General features: G+C 63.3%; 19 protein-coding genes. 14 read left to right on the top strand and 5 right to left on the bottom strand.

Translation table 11 applies throughout. The features are described 5' to 3' along the window. Window positions 1-50 precede the first annotated feature (50 nt). Both ABOC32_RS15220 and ABOC32_RS15225 read right to left on the bottom strand, forming a co-directional pair. Window positions 51-1,037 (bottom strand): dipeptidase, encoded by a 987-nt coding sequence (locus ABOC32_RS15220; RefSeq protein WP_016500202.1) that lies wholly within the window; start codon window positions 1,035-1,037, stop codon window positions 51-53. Window positions 1,038-1,050: 13 nt separating this feature from the next. Next, window positions 1,051-2,493, bottom strand: coding sequence for an aldehyde dehydrogenase family protein (locus ABOC32_RS15225; RefSeq protein ID WP_426807781.1), 1,443 nt, complete (start codon window positions 2,491-2,493; stop codon window positions 1,051-1,053). 95 nt (window positions 2,494-2,588) lie between these two features. On the opposite strand from ABOC32_RS15225, the gene ABOC32_RS15230 reads away from it, so the two are divergent. After that, window positions 2,589-3,476 carry a LysR substrate-binding domain-containing protein gene (locus ABOC32_RS15230; protein ID WP_426807782.1) on the top strand — a complete coding sequence of 296 codons (888 nt, stop codon included), beginning with the start codon at window positions 2,589-2,591 and terminating at the stop codon, window positions 3,474-3,476. Between the two features lie 9 nt (window positions 3,477-3,485). Here the strand turns inward: ABOC32_RS15230 and ABOC32_RS15235 are convergent, their stop codons facing one another. Beyond that, window positions 3,486-4,400 carry a LysR family transcriptional regulator gene (locus ABOC32_RS15235; RefSeq protein ID WP_043195869.1) on the bottom strand — a complete coding sequence of 305 codons (915 nt, stop codon included), beginning with the start codon at window positions 4,398-4,400 and terminating at the stop codon, window positions 3,486-3,488. Window positions 4,401-4,667: 267 nt separating this feature from the next. On the opposite strand from ABOC32_RS15235, the gene speB reads away from it, so the two are divergent. The 13 genes from speB (at window position 4,668) to ABOC32_RS15300 (ending at window position 21,070) form a co-directional block, all read left to right on the top strand. Beyond that, window positions 4,668-5,639 (top strand): agmatinase, encoded by a 972-nt coding sequence (speB, locus tag ABOC32_RS15240; RefSeq protein ID WP_016486208.1) that lies wholly within the window; start codon window positions 4,668-4,670, stop codon window positions 5,637-5,639. Window positions 5,640-5,654: 15 nt separating this feature from the next. Further along, on the top strand, window positions 5,655-7,163 hold the full coding sequence (locus ABOC32_RS15245) for an aldehyde dehydrogenase family protein (protein ID WP_426807783.1): 1,509 nt from the start codon (window positions 5,655-5,657) through the stop codon (window positions 7,161-7,163). Window positions 7,164-7,259: 96 nt separating this feature from the next. Beyond that, window positions 7,260-7,439 (top strand): hypothetical protein, encoded by a 180-nt coding sequence (locus tag ABOC32_RS15250; RefSeq protein WP_426807784.1) that lies wholly within the window; start codon window positions 7,260-7,262, stop codon window positions 7,437-7,439. After that, window positions 7,436-8,905 carry a cytosine permease gene (locus ABOC32_RS15255; protein WP_426807785.1) on the top strand — a complete coding sequence of 490 codons (1,470 nt, stop codon included), beginning with the start codon at window positions 7,436-7,438 and terminating at the stop codon, window positions 8,903-8,905. The genes ABOC32_RS15250 and ABOC32_RS15255 overlap by 4 nt, the downstream gene beginning before the upstream one ends. Before the next feature lie 4 nt (window positions 8,906-8,909). Then, window positions 8,910-10,598, top strand: coding sequence for a choline dehydrogenase (betA, locus tag ABOC32_RS15260; RefSeq protein WP_426807786.1), 1,689 nt, complete (start codon window positions 8,910-8,912; stop codon window positions 10,596-10,598). A gap of 370 nt (window positions 10,599-10,968) precedes the next feature. Then, on the top strand, window positions 10,969-12,393 hold the full coding sequence (gene cycA, locus ABOC32_RS15265; RefSeq protein ID WP_197862710.1) for a D-serine/D-alanine/glycine transporter: 1,425 nt from the start codon (window positions 10,969-10,971) through the stop codon (window positions 12,391-12,393). A 93-nt stretch (window positions 12,394-12,486) separates the two neighbouring features. Continuing rightward, entirely contained in the window at window positions 12,487-14,019 is a 1,533-nt protein-coding gene (locus ABOC32_RS15270; RefSeq protein ID WP_426807787.1) for a sigma 54-interacting transcriptional regulator, read from the top strand. A gap of 261 nt (window positions 14,020-14,280) precedes the next feature. Then, entirely contained in the window at window positions 14,281-14,658 is a 378-nt protein-coding gene (gene gcvH / locus ABOC32_RS15275) for a glycine cleavage system protein GcvH (protein ID WP_234225339.1), read from the top strand. A 15-nt stretch (window positions 14,659-14,673) separates the two neighbouring features. After that, window positions 14,674-17,544, top strand: a complete 2,871-nt coding sequence (gene gcvP, locus ABOC32_RS15280) for an aminomethyl-transferring glycine dehydrogenase (protein WP_426807788.1) — start codon at window positions 14,674-14,676, stop codon at window positions 17,542-17,544. A gap of 63 nt (window positions 17,545-17,607) precedes the next feature. Further along, window positions 17,608-18,861, top strand: coding sequence for a serine hydroxymethyltransferase (gene glyA / locus ABOC32_RS15285; protein ID WP_426807789.1), 1,254 nt, complete (start codon window positions 17,608-17,610; stop codon window positions 18,859-18,861). A gap of 253 nt (window positions 18,862-19,114) precedes the next feature. Continuing rightward, entirely contained in the window at window positions 19,115-20,107 is a 993-nt protein-coding gene (gene lipA, locus ABOC32_RS15290; RefSeq protein ID WP_426807790.1) for a lipoyl synthase, read from the top strand. Window positions 20,108-20,334: 227 nt separating this feature from the next. Next, window positions 20,335-20,475: a hypothetical protein gene (locus ABOC32_RS15295; RefSeq protein WP_426807791.1), complete on the top strand. Its 141-nt coding sequence runs from the start codon at window positions 20,335-20,337 to the stop codon at window positions 20,473-20,475. Between the two features lie 88 nt (window positions 20,476-20,563). Then, complete coding sequence (locus tag ABOC32_RS15300) at window positions 20,564-21,070, top strand: peroxiredoxin (RefSeq protein WP_426807792.1); 507 nt, start codon at window positions 20,564-20,566, stop codon at window positions 21,068-21,070. Between the two features lie 15 nt (window positions 21,071-21,085). Here ABOC32_RS15300 and ABOC32_RS15305 read toward each other — a convergent pair whose 3' ends face one another. Both ABOC32_RS15305 and ABOC32_RS15310 read right to left on the bottom strand, forming a co-directional pair. Next, complete coding sequence (locus ABOC32_RS15305; RefSeq protein ID WP_426807793.1) at window positions 21,086-21,487, bottom strand: ACT domain-containing protein; 402 nt, start codon at window positions 21,485-21,487, stop codon at window positions 21,086-21,088. Window positions 21,488-21,724: 237 nt separating this feature from the next. Next, complete coding sequence (locus ABOC32_RS15310) at window positions 21,725-23,359, bottom strand: GMC family oxidoreductase (protein WP_426807794.1); 1,635 nt, start codon at window positions 23,357-23,359, stop codon at window positions 21,725-21,727. Between the last annotated feature and the right edge of the window lie 31 nt (window positions 23,360-23,390).

Raw genomic sequence — 23,390 nt, forward strand, 5'->3', positions numbered from 1 at the left:
CTCCGGAACCTGCGATTGTTGTTATTGTTGATGCTGTCCGTGCAAGGGGCTCAGGCCTGTGCCGTGGTAGCGGTCTCCAGCAGGCGCAACCAGTTCAGGCCCATGATGTTGGCCACGTCCTGTTCGGCAAAGCCACGGGCGCGCAGGCCCTGGGCGATGTTGCCGAAGTCGCGGCTGTCGCGGAACCACTGCAAGGGCGCCGGCCAGTTGGCGTTGTCCTTGGAGCCTTCGCCGTAGTCCTTGTCCTTGCTCCAGCGGCCGTTGCGCATCCATTCCAGCACGGCCAACGGTTGCGCCTGGCACAGGTCGGTGCCGATGCCGATATGCTCCACGCCCATCAGGTCGGCGGTGCGCGCGACCATGTCGCAGAAGCTTTCCAGGCTGCAGCCTGAGGCTCCCTTGAGGTGGAACGGGTAGGTGCTGAACCCCAGCAGCCCGCCGGACGCTGCGATCCCGCGCAGCACCGCATCGGACTTGTTGCGCTTGGCGGCGTGGAAGCTGGCCGGGTTGGCGTGGGAGATGATCACCGGTCGGCTCGACAGCTCGATGGCCTCCAGTGTGCTGCGTTCGGCGCTGTGTGACATGTCGATAAGCATGCCGACGCGGTTCATTTCGGCGATTACCTGGCGGCCGAAGCGGCTGATGCCGTTGTCTTCACGCTCATAACAGCCGCTGGCCAGCAGGCTTTGGTTGTTGTAGGTCAGTTGCATGACGAACACTCCCAGCTGGCGGAAGACTTCCACCAGGGCGATGTCGTCCTCGATCGGCGAGCAGTTCTGGAAGCCGAAGAAAATCCCTACCCGGCCTTCTTCGTGCGCCAGGCGGATGTCGCTGGCCGTGCGCACCGGGCGGATCAGCTCGGGCCAGGTCTCGAAGCGGCGGTTCCATTCGCCCAGGCGCGACAGGGTTTCGCGGGCGTTTTCGTGGTAGGCGATGGTGGCGTGCACCGCGCTCAGGCCGCCGGCCTGCATCTGCTGGAATATTTCCGGGCTCCAGTTGGAGTACTGCAGGCCGTCGATCATCAAGAGGTCGTGCATGGCGTGTACTCCTTCAGGGCCGCAGGTAGGTGGTCTTGACCACGGTGTAGAAGTCACGGGCGTACTGGCCCTGCTCCCGTGGGCCGAAACTCGAGGCTTTGCGGCCGCCGAAGGGCACGTGGTAGTCGGTGCCGGCGGTGGGCAGGTTGACCATCACGCAGCCGGTCTGGGCACGGCGCTTGAAGTGGCTGGCGTGGCGCAGCGACTGGGTGATGATGCCGGCAGTGAGGCCGTATTCGGTGTCGTTGAGCGTGGCCAGTGCCTCTTCGAAGTCGCGCACGCGGATCACGCAGGCGATGGGGCCGAACACTTCCTCGCGGTTGATGCGCATGTCGTTGCGGCTGTCGATGAACAGCGCCGGGCGCATGTAGTAGCCGTCGCTCTCCAGTTGCAGGCGTTCGCCACCTTCGACCAAGGTGGCGCCTTCGTCCTGGGCCAGCTGCAGGTAGGCCAGGTTCTGTTCCAGCTGGCGTGCATCGGCCACCGGGCCGATCTGCACGCCGGCCTCCAGGGCATGGCCGACCTTGAGCTGGCGCATGCGCACACGCAGGGCCTCGACGAAGCGGTCGTGGATGGCGTTGCACACAATCAGCCGTGACGACGCGGTGCACTTCTGCCCGGTGCCGAAGAAGGCGCCGTTTAGCGCGCATTCCACGGCCAGTTCCAGGTCGGCGTCGTCCATGACCACCAGGGCATTCTTGCTGCCCATTTCCAGCTGGCAGCGCACCAGGTTACCTGCGGTGGCGACCGCCACGCGCCGGCCAGTCTGCAGCGAACCGGTGAACGTCAGGGCATCGATGTCGGCGGACTGCACCAGGGCTTCGCCGACGTCGGCGCCGCTGCCCATCACCAGGTTGAAGGTACCGTTGGGCAAGCCCTGGCGGCTGATGATCTCGGTGAGTGCCCAGGCACTGGCCGGCACCAGGTTGGCCGGCTTGAACACCACGGCGTTGCCGAAGGCCAGGGCTGGGGCGATTTTCCAGGCGGCGGTGGCCATGGGGAAGTTCCATGGGGTGATGATGCCCACCACACCCACCGGTTCGCGATGCACTTCGATATCTACCCCGGCGCGCACCGAGGCGGCGGTCTCGCCCATCTGGCGCAGTACTTCGGCGGCGTAGTAATGGAAGAACTGGCCGCTGCGGTTGACCTCGCCGATGCCTTCGGCCAGGGGTTTGCCTTCTTCTCGCGACAGCAGCTCGCCGAGCTCTTCCTTGCGGGCAATCAGCTCGTCGCCAATGGCCATCAGGATCTGCTGGCGGGCTTCCAGGCCGCTGGCGGCCCACAGCGGTTGTGCGGCGCGGGCGGCCTGGATGGCCTGGCGGGCCTGTTCGGCGCTGGCCTGATGGTACTGGCCGATCAGGTCGCCGGTGTCCGAGGGGCTGTAGTTACCCAGGGTGGTGGTGCCTTCGCACCACTGGCCATCAATGTAGTTGTTGTAGGTCTTGTGTGACATGGATGAACGCCTCTGTTTGCATGGCATTCATCATGCGAGCAATATGCAGCAAATAAAAATTAATAAAAAAAATGCTTTGATAAGGAATGCTAACCATGTTGCCCGAGCTGAAGATCGCCCAGTTGCGCTACTTCGTACTGGTTGCCGAACTCAAGAGCTTCCACGCGGCCGCCCGCCAGGCCTTTCGCACCCAGCCGGCGATATCCTTGGCCGTGCGTGAACTGGAGCAGAAGCTGGGGCAGGCCCTGGTCGAGAAGGGCGGGGGACGGGTAGAGCTGACGCCCTTCGGCGAGCATTGCCTGCCGTTGTTTCGCGGTTTGCTCGAGCACCATGACCGTATCGCCCGTGAAGCCACGTTGCTGGCCCGGCATGAAATCGGCCAGGTCAGCATCGCCACCGTGCCTTCGGTGGCCAGCCGCATGCTGCCAGGGCCGCTGGCCCGCTTCGTGGCCGCGCACCCGAACGTGCAGGTGAGTATCCAGGATGGCACCGCCGAACGTGTGCAGCAGTTGCTGGCGCAAGGGCAGGTGGATTTCGGCATCAGCAGCCTGTGGATGGACGATGAGCAGCTCGAATTCGCCCCGATCGTGAACGATCAGGTGGGCGTGGCGTGCCGCCGTGACCACCCGTTGGCGCAGTCGGGTGATCCGCTGCACTGGGCGCAGTTGCAGGGCGTGCCGATGATCCGCAATGGCACCTCGCAACTGTTGGCAGGCACCGAAGCAGAGGGTTTGCTGACACACAGCCGGCTGTTCATCTCCAACATGATTTCGTTGATCGCCATGCTGGAGGAGGGAGTAGGGATCAGCACCTTGCCGTACCTGGCCTTTCCGCAAGAGAACGACAAGCTGGCGTTCGTACCGCTTGTCGAGCCCAGGGTAGAGCGGCACATCGGCATGCTCACCCGCAAGGGGCGCAGCTTGTCACCGGCGGCGGGGGCATTGATGGCGTTTCTGCAGGTGCAGCTGGCGCAAGCCGGCTGAGCCTGCGGCTCATGGCACCGCTGGCTGGCTGGTGCAGGCCGCCATGTCTTCCAGAAAGGCCTGCAGGATGGGCGGGCGCGACACACCGCGCCGGGTAACCACCTCGAAGGGTGAGCTGAGGTCCAGCGTGCTGGCCCCCAGGCGGCGCATTTCGCCCGTCTTGACCCACTGCTCGGCAAAGTGCACGGGCAAGAAACCGATGTAGGCGCCGGAAATGATCAGGATCGCCGCTGCCTCGATGTTCTCCACCGTTGCGTCGGCCTTGGTGATGCCCAATTGCTCCAGGTCGTACTGCTGCATGTAGCCGCGCACCACGATACGGCTCTGGCGCACGTCTTCCATCAGCCGGCCGTTGGCTGCATTGCTGGCGAACAGCGGGTGGCGCCGGCCACAGTAAAGCCCCAGGGCCTCGTCATACAGCGGCAGGTAGGACAAGCCCGCTACCCGCAACGGGAAGTGGCCGATGGCCAGGTGCAGCCTGCCATCCAGCACCCGCTCTTCGAGTTCTGCCGGGGCACCGATGTAGATGTGCAGGTGCGCATCGTGCCCGCGTGAAACAAAGCGTTGGGTGGTGCGCGGCAGTGGTGAGACGGGGTCGGTCAGGGTGGAGTCGATGATGCCCAGGTTAAGCTTGCCGCTGATGTGCTGCTTGAGCACGTCGGCGTCCAGGCAAAAGCTCTCCACCGCACTGAGCAGGCGCAGGGTTGCCTCATGGATCGCCACCCCTTGCTCGGTCAGGCGAAAGCCGCTGCGCCCGCGTTGGCACAGCTTGACGCCCAGGCGGGTTTCCAGGTGCGTCATCTGTTCGCTGATGGTCGACTGGCCGGCATTGAGTGCCGCCTGCGCCGCCGAAAAGCCGCCGCACCGGACGATAGTGGTGAAAACCCTGAGCAGCTTCAGGTCGACATCGTGGAGCTGGATCACCGTAGCCTCCCGGCCGGGCCTCACATCGCCTGTGCTGATATGAGCGCCCGTGCATTGTTCTTGTTGCGCAAGCTAACCATGAGTGCCTGGCCGCTGCAATGCCTGGCGTTGTCCGCCCACGTTGGCTTCGGATACATCGGAAGGGGCGATGTATGTATCTGCACTTGCGCATTTTTCCCTGCCCCGGTGGTTGCCATAGTGGCTGCAACGGTGGTCGAGCAGTCGCCCCGTCTCCTGACATAAAACAAGAAGTGGAGAAACCAGAACATGGCAAAACACGGTTACGAGTCCGGCCGCCTGAACCTGCCCTTCGTGGGCCATTGCACGTTCGCCAAGGCGCCGGTGTGCACTGACTGGGAGGCTATCGACGCCGACGTGGCGATTTTGGGCGCACCCAACGACATGGGCACCCAGTGGCGCTCAGGGGCGCGTTTCGGGCCGCGTGGCATTCGCGAAGCATCCACCCTGTTTTCCTTCGGCCATGCCGGTGCCTACGACTTCGAGGATGACGCCACCTACCTGACCGAAGACCAGGTGCGCATGGTCGATGTGGGCGATGCCGACATCGTGCACACCGACATGGTCAGCAGCAACGCCAACATCGAGGCGGCCGTACGGCAAATCCTCGCAGCCGGCGCCATGCCGGTGGTACTGGGCGGTGACCATTCGGTGCATGCCCCGGTGATCAAGGCGTTCGAAGGCCATGGGCCGATCCACATCGTGCATTTCGATGCCCACCTGGATTTTGTCGACGAGCGCCATGGTGTGCGCTATGGCCACGGCAGCCCACTGCGCCGCGCCTCGGAGCTGGACCACATCGTCGGCATGACCCAGATGGGCATCCGCAACGTGTCGTCATCCAACCGCGACGACTACGACGCCGCTCGCGAGGCCGGCTCGCAGATTCTTTCGGTGCGTGACGTTCGCCGCCTGGGCTGCGAAGGCGTGCTGGCGAAAATCCCGGAAGGGCGCAACTACTACATCACCATCGACATCGACGGCTTCGACCCGTCCATCGCCCCGGGCACCGGCACGCCGAGCCATGGCGGCTTCCTTTACTACGAAGTGCTGGAAATCATCCAGGCGCTGGCCAAGCGCAGCCACGGCCGCATTGTCGGCATGGACCTGGTCGAAGTGGCCCCGGCCTACGACCCCACCGGCATGACCTCGATCCTTGCCGCACAACTGCTGATGAACAGCATCGGCTTCATCTTCCACGCGCGCGCCAAAGCCCGCTGACCCGGAGACTGTACTGTGGACAACAAGGTAAAAGCCTATTTGCAGGCCTTTGGTGTTAGCGAGGCGACCCAGCGTTTTCTCAGCAAGCCGCAGCGCATGTTCATCGGGGGGGCCTGGCTGGAGGCCAGCGACGGCGGCAGCGCCGAGGTGGTCGAGCCTTCTACCGAAGGGGTACTGACGCGCATCCCTATGGGGACTGCGGATGACCTTGACCGTGCGGTGCGCGCCGCGCGTGCGCAGTTCGATGGTGGCGCCTGGCGCCAGCTGAAACCGCTGGAGCGCGAACGCCTGATCCATCGCCTGGCCGACCTGATCGAAACCCACGGCGACGAACTGGCGCAGATCGAAGCCATCGACATGGGCAAGTCGGTGGTGCAGGCGCGTGCTGTCGATATTCAGGGCACGGTCGACACCCTGCGCTATTTCGCCGGTTGGGCCAGCAAGATTCATGGCCGCACCGTCGAGCCTTCGCTGCCAGGCAATTACCTGGCATACACCCGCAAGGAAGCAGTAGGGGTGGTCGGCGCCATCGTGCCGTGGAACTTCCCGCTGCAAACCATGGCCTGGAAACTGGGCGCAGCGCTGGCCACCGGCTGCACCGTGGTGGTCAAGCCGGCGGAGCTGACCTCGCTGTCGGCGCTGCGCTTTGCCGAACTGGTACAGGCGGCAGGCATTCCCGACGGGGTGGTGAACATCGTGACCGGGCGCGGCAGCGTGGTCGGCCAGGCGATGTCCTGCCACCCGGGCATCGACAAGCTGAGCTTTACCGGCTCTACCCCGGTGGGTTGTGCGGTGGGCAAGACGGCGATAGACCAGATGAAGCGCCTCACCCTCGAACTGGGCGGCAAATCACCGGTGATCGTGTTTGCCGACGCGGACATCGAGGCGGCGGCGCAAGCCGTGGCCAACGGCGTATTCTTCAATTCAGGGCAAGTGTGCGACGCCGGTACCCGTGCTTACATCGAGCGCAGTGTCTACCCGGCATTCCTTGACGCGCTGGCGCGCTATACGGCGACCTTGAAGATTGCTCCGGGACTCGACCCCGACTGTTTCATCAGCCCCATGGTGTCGCAGCAACAGCAGCAGCGGGTGCTGGACTACATCGCCCTGGGCAAGGCCGAAGGCGCGCAGGTGCACTATGGCGGCGAGCCGCTGGACGGCCCGGGCTTCTACGTGCAGCCAACCATCTTCGCCCACTGCCGCAATGACATGCGCATCGTCAGCGAGGAAATCTTTGGCCCGGTGCTGGTCACCCAGCCGTTCGATACCCAGGAGCAGGCACTGGCCCTGGCCAACGACTCGCTGTTCGGCCTGGCCGCGGCGATCTACTCCAACGACCTGGGCAGGGTGCACGGGCTGATCCCGCAGTTGCGGGCCGGCACCGTGTACGTCAATGCCCACAGCACCCTCGACCCGGCCATGCCGTTCGGTGGCTACAAGCAGTCGGGCTATGGCAAGGACCTGGGCGCGGAACAACTGGAGTTTCTGCTGGAGACCAAGGCGGTCTGGATCACCTTGCCCTGAGGTTCAGGGCCTGTCTGCGTCGCTGAGGTTTGGCGAGCGACGCAGGTTCAATCAAGCATCGAATTTCAAGAACAAGAACCTGTCGAGGTGATGCCGATGAACAGCCAAGTGGATGTGGAGCGTGCGCAGGACCTGGAAAGGCGCCTGTGCGCCTACGAGGAACTGGAGAAGAGGGCACAGTGGCCGGGCGCCTTGAGGGCGGCTGACGTGGTTGCACTTGCCTTGCTGGTGCTGGTGATGATTGCTGGCGCGTACTACCTGGGAGGCCAGCCATGAGCGCCTCCCGCGAGCAGGAGTTTCGCCTGGGGGCGGAACGTGGCGACACCCCCTTGCTACCCGGTGAGCGGGTCTGGGGCTTCTGGGGCTTTGCCTACGCCAACTCGGCGCTGGCGGTCGCCACCTGGGTGTTCCTGATCGGCGGCGCCACGGCGCTGTTCGTCGGGCCCTTGCAAGGGATTGCGGCGATCATCATCGGCAACATCATCGGCGTGGTGCTGGCTGCCTCGTCCACCTGCCTGCCCTGTGGCAAGTACGGCGTCGAGCAGTTCACCTTTCTGCGCAGCATGTTCGGCCTCAATGGCAGCCGCCTGGTCTACTTCCTCTCGGTGGTGGTGCTGACCATGGGTTGGCTGGCGGTGCTGGGGCTGATGTGCGGGCGGGCGCTGGACAACCTCCAGACCCTGGTGCAACAGCGCCAGCCCGGCGCAGACGGTTGGCTGGTAACCGCCGGGGCCTTGCTGGCCATTGTGCTGGCGGCGTTGGTTGCCATGCGCGGGCCAGACATGATCCGCCGCCTGAGTGCGGTGATCGCACCCAGCCTGATCCTGATCATGCTGGCGCTGATGTACTTCATTTCCCGCCGCTACAGCTTCGACGAACTGTTGGCCATGCCACCCTTGCAGCCACCGTTCGAGAACCCGCACGTCAACTTCATGGTGGCGGTGGAAATCAACATTGCGGCGGGCTTTTCCTGGTGGCCCTACATCGGCAACCTGTCGCGGCTGTGCAGCAACCAGCGTACGGCCTTCTGGCCCAACCTGGTGGGCATCTTCGGCGGTGCCTCGCTGGGTGAATCGGTCAGCCTGTTCGCAGCCACTACCCTGGGCAGCAGCGACCCCACGGCGTGGATGCGCCTGGCCGGTGGCATGGGGTTCGGCGTCATCGCCCTGAGCTTCCTGGCGCTGGCCAACCTGACCGGCATGGTCAACATCCTCTACACCGCCGTGATCGGCTTGCGCCAGCTGGCAGGCGAACGCCTGCGCAGTGTGGGTTGGGGGGTGTTGATCGCGCTGTTCTGCATCATTCCGGTGGTTATCGTGGTGTTGCTGCCGGGGATCTACGATGGCTTCTTCATCTTTCTGGTGTGGACCTCCGCCCTCAACAGCGCCCTGGCCGGTATCGGCATCGCCGATTACTTCTTCCTGCGCAAGCAGCGCCTGAACCTGCGGCATATCTACGCCGAACAGAGCGTGTCACCCCTGCGCTACTGCAAAGGCTTCAACCCCATCGCACTGGTGGCGCTGGTGGCGGGCTTTGCGGTCTACGTGGTGGTGTTCAACCCGCAAACCCTGGCCCATACCAACTTCTTCACCTTCGCCACGGCCTCGCTACCGTCCTGCCTGCTGGCCGGGCTGGTGCACTACGGCCTGACCCGGCTGCTGGCAACGCGGCTGGGTTGGGGCGGCTACCCAAAGCGTAACGAACGCAACATCGAGGCCGTAGGCCTTCGCGCACAGGACTAGAACAATGACCAAGCGATACGACTACATCATCATCGGTGCGGGCTCGGCCGGCTGCGTGTTGGCCAACCGCCTCAGCGAAGACGCCGGCACCTCGGTACTGGTACTGGAATTTGGCGGCAGCGACCGCAGCGTGCTGATCCAGATGCCCAGTGCGTTCTCCTTGCCGATGAACACCAAGAAGTACAACTGGCACTACGAGACCGTGGCCGAGCCGCACCTGGACAACCGGCGCCTGCACTGCCCACGGGGCAAGGTGCTGGGCGGCTCGTCGTCGATCAATGGCCTGGTGTACATCCGTGGCCATGCCTGTGACTTCGATGAGTGGGAAAGCCTGGGCGCGAAGAACTGGAGCTACCGCAATTGCCTGCCGTACTTCAAACGTGCCGAGCAGTACAAGTTCGGTGGCGATGATTACCGGGGCGGGGCGGGGCCGCTGTCGACCAACAACGGCAACAACATGCAGAACCCGCTGTACGGCGCCTGGGTCGAAGCCGGTGCCGAGGCCGGCTACATCAAGACCGACGACTGCAACGGCTACATGCAGGAAGGTTTTGGCGCCATGCACATGACGGTAAAGGACGGCGTGCGCTGGTCCACCGCCAATGCCTATCTGCGCCCGGCCATGAGCCGGCCGAACCTGACCGTGGTCACCCATGCCATGACCCGGCGCATCTTGCTGGAGGGCAAGCGGGCGGTGGGTGTGGAATATGACCAGGGCGGGCAGACGCACAAGGTCATGTGCAACCGCGAGGTGCTGGTGGCGTCTGGCCCGATCGGCTCACCGCACCTGCTGCAACGCTCTGGCATCGGCCCGGCTGCGGTGCTGAAAAGCGCCGGTATCGAGGTGCGCCACGACTTGCCTGGGGTGGGCGAAAACCTGCAGGACCACTCGGAAATCTACATCCAGTATGCTTGCAAGGAGCCGGTAACGCTCAACGGCAAGATGAACCTGCTGGGCAAGGCCATGATCGGCTTGCGCTGGTTGCTGTTCAAGGACGGCCTGGGGGCCAGCAACCACTTCGAGGCGGGCGGTTTCATCCGCTCGTCCAAGGGCCTGCGCTGGCCGGACATCCAGTTTCACTTCCTGCCGGCGGCCATGCGCTACGACGGCGACAAACCGTTCAAGGGGCATGGCTTCATGGTGCTGACCGGGCCCAACAAGCCCAAGAGCCGGGGCCATGTACGGGCGTTGTCGGCCGACCCGTACCAGCACCCACAAATCCGCTTCAACTACCTGGAGAGCGAAGAGGACCGCGAGGGCTTCCGCCGCTGTGTACGGCTGACCCGCGAGATCATCGCCCAGCCGGCCATGGACCGTTACCGTGGCGAAGAGCTGGCGCCGGGGCCCCAGGTGCAGACCGACGAAGAAATCGACGCCTTCGTGCGCGCCAACATGGAAAGCACCATGCACCCGTGCGGCTCGTGCCGCATGGGCGAGGATGACATGGCGGTGGTCGATTCGGCGTTGCGTGTACGCGGTTTGCAGGGGCTGCGGGTGATCGACTCTTCGGTGTTCCCGAGTGAGCCCAATGGCAACCTCAACGCGCCGACCATCATGCTGGCCGAGCGTGCTGCCGACTTGGTGCGCGGGCGCCAGCCGCTGCCACCGGCTGATGTGCCGGTTGGCCTGGTGGAGGGCTGGGAAGAGGCGCAGCGTAGCCGCAAGCCCGTACGTGAGTTGCCTGTCCGTTAAGTTGCCAGTTAACGCGGTCAATGTGGGAGCGCCCCGGCAAGGCCGCTCCCACATTGACCGCGTTACCCTTTTAGATGGGGCGGGCGGACTGAATGCGCTCCATTGGAATGATTTCGATACATGCCGGGCAAGTACAGCGCTGGCGATGCCTTGGGCAGTTCAACGGCCTGTTTGACACAAATACATGGAGTGACTTCTTTACAGCCGGTACAGCCCTTTTTCGCAAGAACCCCTCTAATTCGCGGTGTTTGCGCTTGGCACAGACCTTGCTCCCCACCTTGCACTCGCTCGGCACTGGAAGTTTTTCATCCGGTCCGAGGGTTGAACTTGTGACGTTATAAAAACAATTAAACTAGCAAGGTACATAACAATGAATAACTTGCCGCACGGTCACTGCCCGCCTGAAGGTGACGCACACGAACTCAAACGCAACCTGTCCAACCGCCATATCCAACTGATCGCCATCGGCGGTGCCATCGGCACCGGCCTGTTCATGGGCTCTGGCAAGACCATCAGCCTGGCTGGGCCTTCCATCATCTTTGTCTACATGATCATCGGCTTCATGCTGTTCTTCGTCATGCGGGCAATGGGCGAGCTGTTGCTGTCCAATTTGCAGTACAAATCGTTCATCGACTTTGCTGCCGACCTGCTGGGGCCGTGGGCGGGATTCTTTACCGGCTGGACCTACTGGTTCTGCTGGATTGTCACCGGCATTGCCGATGTGATTGCCATTTCTGCCTATACACAGTTCTGGTTCCCGGACATGCCGTTGTGGATACCGGCACTGACCTGCGTCGGGCTGTTGCTTACGTTGAACCTGATGACGGTCAAGATGTTCGGGGAAATGGAGTTCTGGTTCGCCATGATCAAGATCGTGGCTATTTGCGCCCTGGTCTGCACCGGCTTCTACATGGTGGCTGCGGCCTACCAGTCACCGGCGGGGCATGCCGCAGCGCTGGCCAACCTGTGGAACGACGGCGGCATGTTCCCCCACGGCGCCATGGGCTTTTTCGCGGGCTTTCAGATTGCGGTGTTCGCCTTCGTCGGCATCGAGCTGGTGGGCACCACCGCGGCCGAAACCAAGAACCCGGAGCGCAACCTGCCGCGGGCGATCAACTCGATTCCCGTGCGCATCATCGTCTTCTATGTGCTGGCGCTGATCGCCATCATGGCCGTTACCCCGTGGCGTGAAGTGGTGGCCAACAAGAGCCCCTTCGTTGAGTTGTTCGTGCTGGCCGGCCTGCCGGCAGCCGCAGGCATCATCAACTTCGTGGTACTGACCTCGGCCATGTCGTCGGCCAACAGCGGCGTGTTCTCGACCAGCCGCATGCTTTACGGCCTGGCGATGGACGGTGATGCGCCTGGCAAGTTCGGCGCGCTGTCCCGCCGTGCCGTGCCTTCCAATGGCCTGATCTTTTCGTGTGTGTGCCTGACCGGCGGGGCGCTGGTGATCTACCTGGTACCGAACATGCTCGATGCCTTCACCCTGATTACCACGGTATCGGCACTGCTGTTCATGTTTGTCTGGTCGATCATCCTGCTGTCGTACCTGGCGTACCGCAAGCAGCGCGACCCGTTGCACCAGGCGTCGAAGTACAAGATGCCGGGTGGCACCGTGATGTGCCGGGTATGCCTGGCGTTCTTCGCGTTCATCCTGGCATTGCTGGCCCTGGAGGCCGACACCCGCATGGCGTTGTACCTGGTGCCGGTGTGGTTTGCCGTGCTGGGCCTGGCGTACCGGTCCATCCGCCAGAAAAAACAGGCGACAGCGCAGTTGTCGTTTGACGCTGACTGAGCGGCACATTCATGTGTTGCCCAAGGGGATGGCGCGCTGCGCTGTCCCCTTGTTGTCTTTTTACCAAGCAGGGATTTTGGCTGAGGAGCTTAGATGAGAATCCACGTCAACTTTGTCGACCGTGTCGGCATCACCCAGGAAATCCTGTCGCTACTTGGGGCGCGCAATCTCAACCTGGACGCGGTGGAAATGATTCCGCCCAACGTCTACATCGATGCCCCGACGCTGTCCCCGGTCGTGCTGGATGAACTGTATGCCGCCTTGTTGGGGGTGGACGGTGTGCAGGAGGTGTCGCTGGTCGACTTCCTGCCCGGCCACCGCCGGCGCTTGCAGCTGGAGGCCTTGCTGGCAGCCATGAGCGACCCGGTGCTGGCAGTGGACCCTACTGGCCATGTGCTGCTGGCCAACCCGACGCTGGTCAGCCTGGTGGGCCACGAGCCGGCGGGCGAGCCGTTGAGCAAGCTGTTTGCCGAGCCGGACCTGGCGCAGAACCTGATCGACAAGGGTTTTCGCCTGCCCATGTGCGAGGTGAGCTTTCAGGACCAGTCCCTGCTGTTGGAAGCCACGCCCATCAGCGGGGGCGCCGAAGGTCTCGTCGGGGGCTTGCTGACGCTGTACCCACCCAGCCGCATCGGCGAACGCCTGGCCTCGCTGCTGCATGACAACGGTGAAGGGCTGGGGGCGTTGCTGGGGGAGTCGGCCGCGCTGCAGGCGCTCAAGGCGCGCCTGCACAAAGTGGCAAGCCTGGAGGCGCCGTTGCTGATCCAGGGCGAGACCGGCACGGGCAAGGAGCTGGTGGCCCGTGCCTGCCATGCGCTCAGTGCCCGGCGCGACACGTCCTTTCTGGCGCTGAACTGTGCGGCGCTGCCCGAAAGCCTGGCCGAAAGCGAGCTGTTCGGCTACGCCGCCGGCGCCTTCACCGGCGCCCAGCGCGGCGGCAAGCCGGGCCTGCTGGAACTTGCCGATGGCGGTACGGTGTTTCTCGATGAAGTGGGCGAGATGTCGCCCTACCTGCAGGCCAAGTTGCTGCGCTTTCTCAACGACGGCAATTTTCGCCGGGTGGGGGGTGGCAACGAGGTGCGGGTGAATGTGCGGGTGGTCTGTGCCACCCACCGTAACCTGGAAAACATGGTGCTGGAGGGCAGTTTTCGCGAAGACCTGTACTACCGGCTGAACGTGCTCAACCTGAAGGTGCCGCCCCTGCGCGAGCGCGGCAAGGACATTCTGCTGCTGGCCGAACATTTCCTGCGCCAGGCCTGCGCGCAGATACAGCGCTCACCCTGCCGCCTGGCGCTGGCCACCCATCCGCTGCTGTTGGGCAATCGCTGGTCAGGCAATGTGCGCCAGTTGCAGAACGTGATTTTCCGCGCTGCGGCGATCAGCGAAGGCGAGGTGATCGACTGCGACGATCTGGAACTGGCGGGCACAGCGTTGAGCAGCCAGCAGGCTGACGGGGCGGAAATCGTCAGCCTGGAAGCGGCCGTGCAGGCCTTTGAAAAGGCCCTGCTGGAGAACCTGTACGAGAGCTACCCCTCGACCCGGCAACTGGCGGTGCGCCTGCAGACCTCTCACACGGCCATCGGCCAGCGCCTGCGCAAGTACGGCATCGCCAGCCGGGTCTCGTAGCCGACCCGGTTCGAATGCGCTCCACTGGAGTGATAGCGCTCCGTTTTGCTGTGGAGCCCGCATCCAGTGGCCAGCCCTGCAAGCTGTGACCGCCGGGCGCTGGCAGTGGAGCGAATACGCTCCGGTTCAGGTACTTCGAGATGTTAGGTGGCTGCTCATAACATACTGATAAATATAGAAAATAGTGAGTTGGCATTGCCCTTGCTCTTGTCTCTTGCAGTCCCGCACAGGGACCCACCCGATAACAAGAGAGGAACGTCCATGAGCACTCTGCGTTTTACGCCCGAACACGAATGGCTGCGTCTGGAAGCCACCGGCGAGCTTACCGTCGGCATCACCAGCTATGCCCAGCAGGCCCTGGGTGACGTGGTGTTCGTGCAACTGCCGGAGCCTGGCGAATACGGGGAGGGCAATGAGGTGGCGGTGCTCGAGTCGGTAAAGGCCGCCAGCAACATCACCATGCCCGTGAAAGGCACGGTGGTGGCAGTCAACCAGGCACTGGCCGACGACCCAGAGCTGATCAACGCCTCGCCGATGCAGGACGGCTGGTTCTTCCGCATCCAGGCCAGCAACCCTGCCGACCTCGACACCCTGATGGACCAGGACGGCTACGACCGCTTCCTGGCCGACAACGCCTGAACCGGGGTAGCCGCCATGAACAACCCGTGTATCCCGCTGGGCACGCTTGATGAGTTTGTCGCCCGTCACATCGGCCCGCGCGAAGGCGATATCGAGGCCATGCTGGCGCTGACCGGCCATGATTCGCTCGACGCGCTGATCGACAGCGTCATCCCCGCCAGTATCAAGGGCAGCAGTGTGCTCGCGCTGACCCCGGGGCAGGGCGAAGCAGAAGCGCTGGCCGCACTCAAGGCAATTGCCGCGCGCAACCAGCTGTATCGCAACCACATCGGCCAGGGCTATTACCCTTGCCATACCCCGGCCCCGATCCTGCGCAACCTGCTGGAGAACCCGGCCTGGTACACCGCGTACACGCCGTACCAGCCGGAAATTTCCCAAGGCCGCCTGGAAGCACTGCTGAACTTCCAGACCCTGGTCAGCGACCTGACCGGAATGCAAATCGCCAACGCCTCGTTGCTCGATGAAGCCACCGCTGCCGCCGAGGCCATGACCTTCTGCAAGCGCCTGGCGAAGAACAAGGCCCCGGCGTTCTTCGCTTCCCGCCATTGCCACCCGCAAACCCTCGATGTGTTGCTTACCCGTGCGCGGCCACTGGGTATCGAGGTGGTCATCGGTGATGAGGCGGCGCTGGAGGGCCAACCCCTGGACGGCTATTTCGGCCTGCTGTTGCAGTACCCGGCCAGTACCGGTGCAATCGTCGATCACCGCGCCCTGGTGCAGCGCGCCCATGCAGCGGGCGCGCTGGTTTCGGTATCCGCCGACCTGCTCGCCCTGACCTTGCTGGCGCCCCCGGGGGAGTGGGGCGCCGACGTGGTCATCGGCAGCGCCCAGCGCTTTGGTGTGCCATTGGGTTTCGGCGGCCCGCATGCGGCGTACTTTGCCACCCGCGACGCGTTCAAGCGCGACATGCCCGGCCGCCTGGTCGGCGTGTCCATCGACCGCTTCGGCAAACCGGCACTGCGCCTGGCCATGCAGACCCGCGAGCAACATATCCGCCGCGAAAAAGCCACCAGCAACATCTGCACCGCACAAGTGCTGCTGGCCAACATCGCCAGCATGTATGCGGTTTACCACGGCCCCCAAGGCCTGGCACAGATCGCCCGGCGGGTGCACCGCCTGACGGCGATCCTGGTGCAGGGGTTGCGCCAGCTCGGGCATCAGGTCGAACAGGCGCACTTCTTCGACACCGTCAGCGTGGTCACCGCCAGGCCGTTGGCCGATGTGCTGGCGGCGGCCAACGCTGCCCGGTTGAACCTGCGCCTGATCGACGACGTACGGGTTGGCGTGGCGCTGGATGAAACCTGCGAGCAGGCGAGCGTCGAGGCCCTGTGGCAGGTGTTTGCGGGCGCGGGGCAGGCGCTTCCGGACTTCGCGGCGTTGGCTGCCGACGGTGCCGATTGCCTGCCGTCGGTGCTGCTGCGTGACACGCCTTACCTGCAGCACCCGGTGTTCAACCGTTACCACGCTGAAACCGAGCTGATGCGTTACCTGCGTCGCCTGGGCGACAAGGACCTGGCCCTGGACCGCAGCATGATCGCCTTGGGCTCTTGCACCATGAAGCTCAACGCCGCCAGCGAGATGATCCCGATCACCTGGCCCGAGTTCGGCGCCCTGCACCCGTTCGCCCCGGCCAGCCAATCGCTGGGCTACCGGCAATTGACCGATGAGCTGGAGGCCATGCTGTGTGCGGCCACCGGTTATGACGCCATGTCGTTGCAGCCTAACGCCGGGTCCCAGGGCGAGTACGCCGGTCTGCTGGCCATACGCGCCTACCACGCCAGCCGTGGCGAGGCCGGGCGTGATGTGTGCCTGATCCCGTCATCGGCCCATGGCACCAACCCGGCCACGGCGCAGATGGCCGGCATGCAGGTGGTGGTGGTCAACTGCGATGAGCGCGGCAATGTCGATGTCGCCGACCTGCAGCGCAAGGCCGAGCAACACAAGGCCACGCTGGCGGCCTTGATGATTACCTACCCGTCGACCCACGGTGTGTTCGAAGACGGCATCACCCGTATCTGCGACATCATTCATGCGTGTGGCGGCCAGGTGTACCTGGACGGCGCCAACATGAACGCCATGGTCGGGCTGTGTGCGCCCGGCAAGTTCGGTGGCGATGTGTCGCACCTGAACCTGCACAAGACGTTCTGCATTCCCCACGGTGGCGGCGGCCCCGGCGTCGGCCCGATCGGGGTCAAGGCGCACCTGGCGCCGTTCCTGCCGGGGCACGGCCACCTGCCGCAGCCACAGGGCGCGGTCAGTGCGGCGCCGTATGGCAGTGCCAGTATCTTGCCGATTACCTGGATGTACATCCGCATGATGGGCGGGGCAGGGCTCAAGCGGGCCTCGCAGCTGGCGATCCTCAGTGCCAACTACATCGCCCGGCGCCTGGAGGAGCACTACCCGGTGCTGTACACCGGCGAGAACGGCCTGGTGGCCCACGAGTGCATTCTTGACCTGCGACCGCTCAAGGACAGCAGCGGCATTGGCGTCGAGGATGTGGCCAAACGGTTGATCGACTTTGGCTTCCATGCCCCGACCATGTCGTTCCCGGTGGCCGGCACGCTGATGGTCGAGCCGACCGAAAGCGAGTCCAAAGAGGAGCTGGACCGCTTTTGCGCCGCGATGATCTGCATCCGCGAAGAAATCCGCGCGGTGGAAAACGGCACCCTGGACAAGCTCGACAACCCACTGAAGAACGCGCCGCACACCGCCCGCGAACTGGTCGGTGAATGGGCCCACAGCTATAGCCGGGAACTGGCGGTGTACCCGCTTGCCGACCTGCGCGAGAGCAAGTACTGGCCGCCGGTAGGGCGCGTGGACAACGTCTACGGCGATCGCAACCTGGCCTGCGCCTGCCCGCCGCTGTCGAGTTACCAAGACGCCTGACCCTGCTGGCCCGGAGCCGCTCCGGGCCCTATTTGCCGACCGAACAATCAAGGAATCACACCCATGTTCCATAAAAGCCTGACCCTGTCCGATTTCGACCCTGCGCTGTTCGACGCCATTCGCCGCGAAGTGCAACGCCAGGAAGACCACATCGAGCTGATCGCCTCGGAAAACTACACCAGCCCGCAGGTGATGCAGGCGCAAGGTACCGAACTGACCAACAAGTACGCCGAAGGCTACCCGGGCAAGCGTTATTACGGTGGCTGCGAGCATGTCGATGTGGTCGAGCAGCTGGCCATCGACCGTGCAAAGCAACTGTTCGGCGCGGGTTATGCCAACGTCCAGCCGCATTCTGGCTCCCAGGCCAACGCTGCGGTCTACCTGGCCTTGTTGCAGGCCGGGGACACATTGCTGGGCATGAGCCTGGCGCATGGCGGCCACCTGACCCACGGCGCCAAGGTGTCGTCTTCGGGCAAGCTGTACAACGCCGTGCAATATGGCATCGACGCCAACGGCCTCATTGACTACGACGAAGTCGAGCGCCTGGCCGTCGAGCACCAGCCGAAGATGATCGTGGCGGGCTTCTCGGCCTACTCGAAAACCCTCGACTTCCCGCGTTTTCGGCAGATCGCCGACAAGGTCGGGGCCTACCTGTTCGTCGACATGGCCCACGTCGCCGGGCTGGTAGCGGCGGGGTTGTACCCCAACCCGCTGCCGTATGCCGACGTGGTCACCACCACCACCCACAAGACCCTGCGCGGGCCACGTGGTGGTCTGATCCTGGCCAAGGCGGACCCGGAGCTTGAGAAAAAGCTCAATTCGGCGGTGTTCCCGGGCGGGCAGGGCGGGCCGCTGATGCACGTGATCGCGGCCAAGGCGGTGTGCTTCAAGGAAGCTTTGGAGCCTGGCTTCAAGGACTACCAGCGCCAGGTCATCAGCAACGCCCAGGCCATGGCACAGGTGTTCATGCAGCGGGGCTTCGACGTAGTTTCAGGCGGCACCGACAACCACCTGTTCCTGGTCAGCCTGATCCGCCAGGGCATTACCGGCAAGGACGCCGACGCCGCGCTGGGGCGTGCGCACATCACGGTGAACAAGAACGCCGTGCCCAACGACCCGCAGTCGCCGTTCGTGACCTCGGGCCTGCGCATCGGCACCCCGGCGGTGACGACCCGTGGTTTCAAGGAAGCGGAATGCCGCGCCCTGGCGACCTGGATCTGCGACATCCTTGACCACCTCGGTGATGCCGATGTCGAGGCCCATGTGGCGGGGCAGGTCGCTGAGTTGTGCAAGCTGTTCCCGGTCTACCCGGCCTGACACCCGTAACCCTCAGCCAGGCAAATGAGCCAATCTCACAGAACTGCACATGACTCAGGCTGCCGCATCACCTTGTAGGAGCAGCCTTGTGCTGCGAAGAGGCCGGTAAGGCTAAAGACTATCTGCCGCTGCAATGGCCTCTTCGCAGCGCAAGGCTGCTCCTACAGGGCTTGTGTTTGCCTTGAAATCAGTGCGGGTCAGCTGGGAGCGGACCGCTTGCGAACTCAGCCTCATCGCCGGCCAGGAGCCAGCCATGTCAACCGAACAACTGCAACACACACCACCGCGCCCGCAGCCGTTGCAGGCCGGGGTAAAACTGCGCGGCGCCGAGAAGGTGGCGCGTATCCCGGTGAAAATCCTGCCCACCGAGGATGTGCCACGCAAGCCCGACTGGATCCGCGTGGCGATCCCGACCACCCCCGAGGTGGCGCGTATCAAGGCGCTGCTGCGCAAGCACAAGCTGCACAGCGTGTGCGAGGAGGCCGCCTGCCCGAACCTGGGCGAGTGCTTCTCTGGCGGCACGGCAACGTTCATGATCATGGGTGACATCTGCACCCGGCGCTGCCCGTTTTGCGATGTCGGCCATGGTCGGCCCAGGCCGCTGGACGTCGACGAACCGAAAAACCTGGCCATCGCTATCGCCGACCTGGGCCTGAAGTACGTGGTGATCACCTCGGTGGACCGTGACGACTTGCGCGATGGCGGCGCCGGGCATTTTGCCGATTGCCTGCGCGAGATCCGCAGGCTGTCACCCGGCATTCAGCTGGAAACCCTGGTGCCCGATTACCGCGGGCGCATGGAGGTGGCCCTGGCCATCACCGGGCAGGAGCCGCCAGACGTGTTCAACCACAACCTCGAAACCGTGCCGCGCCTGTACAAGGCGGCCCGGCCGGGCTCGGACTTCGAGTGGTCGCTGGACCTGCTGGAGCGCTTCAAGCAACAGGTACCGACGGTGCCGACCAAGTCCGGGCTGATGCTCGGCCTGGGCGAAACCGATGAAGAAGTGATCGAAGTGATGCAGCGCATGCGTGAGCATCAGGTCGACATGCTGACGCTTGGGCAGTACTTGCAGCCTTCCCGCAGCCACCTGCCGGTGCAGCGTTTCGTGCACCCGGACACCTTTGCCTGGTTTGCCGAACAGGGCCTGGCAATGGGCTTCAGGAACGTGGCATCCGGGCCATTGGTGCGTTCGTCCTACCATGCTGACCAGCAGGTGCAGTTTGCCGAACGCGTCGTTGTCGGCTGAGTGTTGTGGCCTGATTGCGCTTTAAAAAGGGAGGGGATTCAAAGTTGGCATGGAAATCTCATGTAAAGCGCTTGGCATACGATTTTCGTAACCTGGCGTTCACCCTCCATGGACAAAAACAAAAGGGGGCTTACATGAGTTGTCTGATTTGCGCCGGGCAGGCGCAATCCGTCGAATGCACCCATGGATGGGAAGAGCGGCATTGCTCCCAGTGTGGATGTTACCGAATGTCACAAGCGCTCATCCTGGTGATGATGGAAGAGGGGCAGATTTTCGATACGGCGCGCATGCGCGAATGGCTGGCGGTTCGGCGTGTTTCGGTGCCTGTGCCTTCCATCGACCATCCCCAGGCGATATTGGCGCGTTGAACCGGCGTTGCAGCGGGCATGGTGTACCTCGCTTGGTGGACTGCGGCATCATAGCGTGCCCGGCCATCAACGCACCCAGGAGACCACGATGATCAACACTGGCGATCTACTGCCCGACGTTACGCTGTACGAGTACAACAATGACGAAGGCGCCTGCGCGATCGGCCCGCATGCCTTTTCCGTTCACGCGCGCTGCAAGCACAAAAAAGTGGTTGTTTTCGGTTTGCCTGGCGCGTTCACGCCTACCTGTTCTGAACGCCACGTCCCGGGTTATATCGCCGAGGCGCAAGCGTTGTTCGCTGCGGGCGTTGACGAAATCCTCTGTGTGTCGGTGAACGATGCCTTTGTCATGAATGCCTGGGGCAACAGCCTGCAGGTGGGCGGGGCGGTGAGGATGATCGGCGATGGCAACGGCGAGTTCACCGACGCACTGGGCCTGATCCAGGACCTGTCGGCGCGAGGGTTGGGGCGCCGTTCGCTGCGTTACGCCATGGTGGTCGACAACCTGGTTGTCAAACACATTGCTGTCGAAGCGCCTGGCAAGTTCGAGGTCAGTGACGCGGCGAGCGTGCTGGCTGCGTTGCGCCACGTTTAGCCGCCATCACTGCGCTCAAGCAGACGACTTCGCCAGGTTCTGCAAGACCGCCAGCGCCTGTTGCGCATCGTCTTTGGCAACGAAAATATGGTCGTGGTAGTAGGCAGCAATCACATTGCAACTGATGTTGGCGTTGCCGAGTGCCGTGGCAAACGCGGCTGTCAGCCCGACTGCCTCCAGCGCGGAATGAATGGTCAGGGTGATCCAGGCCGCCACGTAGCTGTATTCGAGTCCCAATGCGTCGGCCTTGGTCCGCTCTAGAATAGCGGTCAGGCCCTCCTGCTCGCGGAAGGTGCCAATGGGGAATTCACCGTTTAATTTGGCCGGGTCGGATAACGTGCAGAACACGTATTCGCCGGGATTGAGCGAAGGTTGCATGCCCGATAGCAATTTTGCGATTGAGGTTTCGCCCGACATGGCGTGCTCCCTTAAGCTGTATGGATTTGGGTGGCGTGGATGCGGCCACAGAGGGCCAGCATTATTGTTGAGCACGACATAAGCTGCAGTGAAATCTGCTGATGATCAATTAGTAGTGCTAATGTGCCCTGCTCAAGCTGAACAGCGCCCCCTGTTCATTTAAGTTAGGTTCCGCCCACACTGGGGCCGCAAGGCGACCCCAACTACTCAAATGAACATAGGCGAATTACAGGGTCTTCAGGCGGCGTTGCCAACGTGGCGCGCTGCATCCTCCAGGATCAGGTCGGCGCCTTTTTCCGCCACCATCATGACGGCCGCATTGGTATTGCCGGAGGTGACGTTGGGGAAAATCGATGCATCGACAATCCGCAAACCTTGCAATCCATGCACCTTGAGGTGTTTATCCACCACACTCGTGGCCGGGTCGTCACCCATGGCGCAACTGCCGCACAGGTGATAGATCGAGCCGCAGTTTTCGCGGAAATACTGCAACATGCTTTGCTCGTCATCTACCGCCGCTCCCGGCAGCACCTCGCGAAGGGTGATCGCTTGCAGCGCCGGCGCGTGCATGATCTTGCGGATCAGGCGGCTGCCCTGGATGGCTTCGTCGATGTCCTTCTGCGTGCTCAGGTAATTGGGGTCGATCAGCGCCGGCACGTTCGGGTCGTTGGAGGCAATACGGATTTCGCCACGGCTGGTCGGCCGGCAGGGGTTGAAGCACAGCAGGAAGCCGGAATAAGGCTCGGGCTTGAGCGTCGCCTTGTTGCTTTTGGGGATCTGGTACGACAACGGGTTGAAATACAGCTGCAAGTTCGGGTGCTGCTGCTGGTCGTCACTGCGGAAGAATCCGCCAGACTGGTTCACGCTCAGCGACAGCGGGCCTTTGCGTGTCAGCAGGTACTGCAGGCCCAGCTTGAGCTTGCCCAGCAGGGAGCCGAACACGTCATTGAGGGTCGGCATGCTGGCTTCGTAGTAGTAACTCACGCACAAGTGGTCTTGCAGATTCTTGCCCACCGCTGGGAGCTCATGGCGCAGCGAAATGCCATGCTGTTCGAGTAGCGCGGGCTCGCCTACGCCAGAGAGTTGCAGCACCTTCGGGGTATCCACTGCCCCGGCGGCCAGGATCACTTCACGGCGTGCGCGGAATTCGCGCTGCTCGCCATTTTGTGAAATGCGCACACCCACGGCGCGTTTGCCCTCGAACAACACTTGTTCAACCAGTGCGTGGTGTTCGAGGGTCAGGTTGGGCCTGCCCAGGGCCGGGTGCAGATAGGCGATGCTGCTGGAGCTGCGCTGGCCATCGCGCACGTTCACATCATAGATGCCCGCGCCTTCGAAGTGCTTGCCATTGAAATCGTCGCTGCGCGGGTAGCCAAGCTGCTCGCAACCTTCAAGAAACACGTCGCAGATCGGATGCGCCTGGCCTTTCATCGGGGTGATGCCGATGGGGCCGTTGGCGCCGTGGTATTCGCTGTTGCCGGCCGGGTGCGATTCGAGCTTGCGAAAATACGGCAGCACGTCCTTGAACGCCCAGCCTTCAGCGCCGTTGGCCGCCCAGTCGTCGAAGTCGTGAGCCTGGCCGCGCACGTAGATCATCGCGTTGATCGAACCGGAGCCACCCTGCACCTTCCCACGCGGTGCGTACAGACTGCGGCCGGCGAGTTGTGCCTGTGGCTGGCTGTAGTACATCCAGTTGAAGGTGGGGTTGTAGTAGAGCTTGGCAAAGCCCACCGGGAGCTTGAACCAGGGCGAGCGGTCTTTGCCGCCTGCTTCGAGCAGCAGCACCGAGTGCTGGCCCGATTCGCTCAGGCGCGCAGCGAGGATGCAACCCGCTGAGCCGGCACCGGCGATGATGTAGTCGAATGTGTTCATGTAGGGCTAATCCAGGTGAAGGTAAGGCCGC

It is taken from the genome of Pseudomonas sp. WOUb67 (assembly GCF_050058005.1).
Classification (GTDB): Bacteria; Pseudomonadota; Gammaproteobacteria; order Pseudomonadales; family Pseudomonadaceae; genus Aquipseudomonas; species Aquipseudomonas putida_R.